Origin of the sequence: Streptococcus sp. HMSC034B03 (assembly GCF_001838575.1) — a bacterium.
Taxonomy (GTDB): Bacteria; Bacillota; Bacilli; order Lactobacillales; family Streptococcaceae; genus Streptococcus; species Streptococcus anginosus.
Genome location: NZ_KV837628.1, coordinates 95,457 through 99,758, shown reverse-complemented (window position 1 = coordinate 99,758; position 4,302 = coordinate 95,457). Strand labels below are relative to the sequence as shown.

2 protein-coding genes are annotated in these 4,302 nt (G+C 38.7%); both read right to left on the bottom strand.

Features of this window, described 5'->3' with window-relative positions:
• The coding region (locus tag HMPREF2634_RS04175; protein WP_257362124.1) for a Spy0128 family protein at positions 1-2,582 on the bottom strand (2,582 nt) is incomplete at its 3' end.
• Complete coding sequence (locus HMPREF2634_RS10175; RefSeq protein WP_257362122.1) at positions 2,533-3,843, bottom strand: Ig-like domain-containing protein; 1,311 nt, start codon at positions 3,841-3,843, stop codon at positions 2,533-2,535. The genes HMPREF2634_RS10175 and HMPREF2634_RS04175, both read right to left, overlap by 50 nt.
• Positions 3,844-4,302 lie beyond the last annotated feature (459 nt).

Here is a 4,302-nt window from a genome sequence, read left to right as displayed (position 1 = left end):
ACTTCTACTTCTCGAACAGTCTTATCATAAGTGATTCCTGCTTCAGATCCAGCAACTTCTGAGATGGTATACTTGTGAGTTCCCACTTGGCTCTCATCATATGAGATTGGTGAGAAGGTCACTGTTCCATCTGCAGCGTTGGTTACTGTTTCGACAACAGTTCCATCTGCTTTCTTCAAGACAAAGCTGTATTTACCTGCTTCAAGAGTTTTACCTTCAAGAACTTTCTTAGCTCCGAGAGTAATGGATGTGTCACCTGCTGGGGTGTATTTGTTTGTAAATACAAGATCTTTTGCTTCTTTTGAGGCAGTTGCTTTCAATTCAGTTGCGCTTACTTTTTCAACCGTTACTTCAACTTCTTGAACGGTCTTATCGTAAGTGATTCCTGTTTCAGATCCAGCAACTTCTGAGATAGTGTACTTGTGAGTTCCTACTTGGCTCTCATTATATGAGATTGGTGAGAAGGTCACTGTTCCATCTGCAGCGTTGGTTACTGTTTCGACAACAGTTCCATCTGCTTTCTTCAAGACAAAGCTGTATTTACCTGCTTCAAGAGTTTTACCTTCAAGAACTTTTTTCGCACCAAGAGTAACGGATGTGTCACCTGCTGGGGTGTAGACATTATTGAAGGTTGTGCTATTAGCTGTACCATCACTGCTGTATTCAACAGCCGCATGCAATTTACCTTGACCATCATCGGTTACAGTTACTTTAGCTGTGACGGTCTTAGCATCGTAGGTGATACCATTCTCCGTTGTGCCAGCTTTTACTTCCTTGATGGTGTAAGTGTAAGTACCTGCTTCATCAAATGTCAACTCTGAGAATTTAACTTTTCCGTCAGCACCATTCTTCGCTTTTTCAACGTTACCAACTTGGTCTGTCAATGTAAATTCGAACATGTTAGCTTCGAGATTGCGATTACTTAGTTTCTTATCTACTTCAAGAACAGCTTTGGCATTTTCAGCCTTATAGGTGTTTTCGAAAGTGCTGTCGTTATTGTCATAGGTAACAGTTGCTTCAAGCGCTCCCTTACCGTTGTCAACAACTTTGATCGTTACTTCGATAGTCTTGTTAGAATAAGTGATTCCTTTATCAGTTGTCCCAGCATTCTTTTCAACGATGGTGTAATGATAAGTGTCAGCTTTATTGAATTCTAAATCTTCAAACTTAATGTTTCCAGTTGCATCATTTGTTGTTGTTTGAATTGGATCTGTACCATTTTTCTCAAACAAGGCAAATTCGAATTCCCCACCTTGAAGCTGAATTGGCTTATCAGTGTTCTTGTTGATGAATGATTTCGTCGCAGCAACAGGCACTTTGACCTTGGTAGCTTTGTACGTATTTGTGAATGTTTGAATTCCGGCATCTGTAATGGTGTTGATGGCACCAGAGATTGGTGGTACAAGATTAGAACCAGGTGCTGAAGTTGAAAAATCAGCTGCTGGAAGTGCTACTTGAGAAATTTCGAATTTCTCAACCCAAGCAACCAGTTGACCTCTTCCATTATCATAGACGTGTACAATTACAGGAACTGTTCTATTATCATAGGTGATACCATTTTCAGTTTCACCTGCTTTTGCTTCCACAATGGTGTACTGATAATGTCCTTCTTTTGTAAATTTAATAGGATTGAAGACTACGCGACCAGTTCCATCAGCATTAGTACCTTTATTCTTGATTCTTTGAACTTCTTTTCCATCATTATCTTTCAAGATAAATTCAAATTCTTCGTCTTGAAGCTCTGTTGGACGACCTTCCAATTTTTTCTTAGCTTCAATTACAGCCTCAGCTGGTGAAGCGCTATAGGTATTTTTGATAGTAAGAGGGTCTATTTGGCTAGGAGTATAACCATCCACTTTAGTGATCAGTTCACCTTTGTCATCAACTTCTTTCACGCTATAGGTGTACTTCTTAGCGTTTTGATCTGTAGCCGGAAGACCTGTCCATTTAACCGTACCATCTGTTGTAGGAACTTTTTTAAGTTCAGCATTAGGTGCTGCTTCTTCAGTTCCACCTTCTAGTGTGCGGTAAAGTTTGAAGTAGGTAGTTGGACGAACACGTTCCTGACCGCCAACCCAGACTTTCTTAGCCGTCACGTTTGTTTTTGGAACTTCATAAGTATTGGTTACTTGAGTCTTGTCTGCATTGTAAGATACGACATAGTTATTCTCTCCAACTTTGACTTTCTCTCCTTCTTGCAAAGGAAGGTCTGTCTGGTCTTGAAGTTCGCGAACAGAATAAACTAATTCTGTTGTTCCATCGACATCGTACTTAGGTAGTTGATTTTTCCACTCGTAAGTATAAACACCATTGGACTCAGTTACTTCAGGAGTATAGTTCCCTGAGACAGGTTTTGAATCTGCAACAGTTTGTCCTTTCTTATGGACATACAAGCCAAGTTTGACTTCTTTGTAGTCAGTTTTCTTTCCACCTACCCAAGTCTTAGTGGCTTCAAAGTCAACTGTCACACGTTTATTAGAGATGTTGAGGGGAACACCTTTTCCACCTTTCATCTCCACTTCAAATTCTTGACTATTTACCTGATAGCCGATAGCCTGATTTCGGAGTCTTTTCTTTAACAATATACTTACCATCATTAAGATGATTTGAAACGGCAATCCCGTCCGCATCAGTTGTTACTTCCTGAACTTTAACCCCGTCACTTTTTCGTATGATTTCAAAGACAACGCCTGCCAACTTAACAGCCGCATCAGCTTTGTCGAATTTTGTGATTTTAATTTTACCAGCAATATCAGCTGTGACTGATGCACCAACAGATTTAACCGTCTTTAAATTAAACGTTGCTTCTGTTTTAGTTCCGGTACTACCTCCGTATTTTTCCCAAATAAGTTGTGGTTGGTTATCAATCAGGTACTGCGCTGAGTTACTTATCGTTGAAGTATCTGCTGGTGATGACGTATCATACGTTAAGAAAAAGCTCTTTGTTCCCATATTGGTCGGCATGAGCAACTCAAATCCTCGTTTCCCATTGACAAAGGTCAACAAAGCCTTTTTATCTGAGTCAGCCTTGTATACCTTCGGATCGGTTGTGATTTCGTATTTATCACCTATATGTTTAAGAGCAGACGAATTCGTATTCGTCGTCTCAAATTCCACTTCATGCATAGAGAAAGTACCTTCTATGTAGCTAGCGAAGGCTTCCTTTGAGACGTCATCTGTAATCTTCACCACATGTCCAGTCATATCTTTCTTAGCGCGATTAATTTTCATTTGAAAATGTGCTATCGCCTTATTGTTATCGTTATAACCGTACTTTGTAATAGTTTCTCCAATCACGTCAGTCTTTTCATATTTATTCACTTTATACGTGATGGTCTGTTTTTTACCATCTGGTAAAACATAGGTAACCGTTTTTCCCTCTTTTTTGAGCGTTTCAGTTGCTTCTGCAACAAAGTTCCCACGGATATTTTGCTTGCCCTCCACCTTTTCGTTGAAAGTAAATACCAGCTGATGGTTAGCATTATTCACCTGGACAGTCCCCATTTGGGTATGTGATGTCGAATCAATCAAATCCAGACTACCATCTTTCAAACTCAAGTTATCTGGAGCCTTTACGATAAAGTAATCACCATTCTTGATTTCATTAGCTGCCACATTGGGAAATGAGAATTCACCTGAATATTTCAAGTTCATCGAAGTATCATTTGAACCATGAATTCCTTCAGTCTCGCTTCCTGTGGATGCTATAGTAATCTTCAAGTTGTCTATTTTGACTTTACTCGTAACATCAGCAGCAGAAACCCGCTGGACGTTCCAAAATCCTAAAACAGTAAAAATCGTTAGTAAAGATAAAAAGAAGCCTATCCATCTCTTTGCCTTCATTACAAATTTCTCCTTCTTCTAATTTTTTTATAAGCTTAGAGCATAAATATCAATATTATACTACAATTACTATTATACCTCAAATAAATAGAAAGTCCATATATTCGTAAGTGTTTTTTTGACACAATGTAAACTTCAGTTTTCTAAAATAGGTTCCCTAATCCCAGAACTCTTAGTATTTTATTAAAACGAAAGGCTCTGGACAATGAGGAATCTATCACATATTCCAAATTTAGAAAAAGCCTCATACGAATCACCATTAAAAGCAACAAAGCTTTGGAAAGATTCATATGAGACTTCTTATAAATACCACAAAACAGGGAAAAGCAGGAATCCTATCTCATGTTATTTTATATGTTTGTTTTTTTATTCTTAGTTTTGTCCAAGTGCAGCAGCCATAGTTGCAGCTACTTCTGATTCAAAATCGTTGGCAGCTTTTTCAATACCGTCACCTACTTC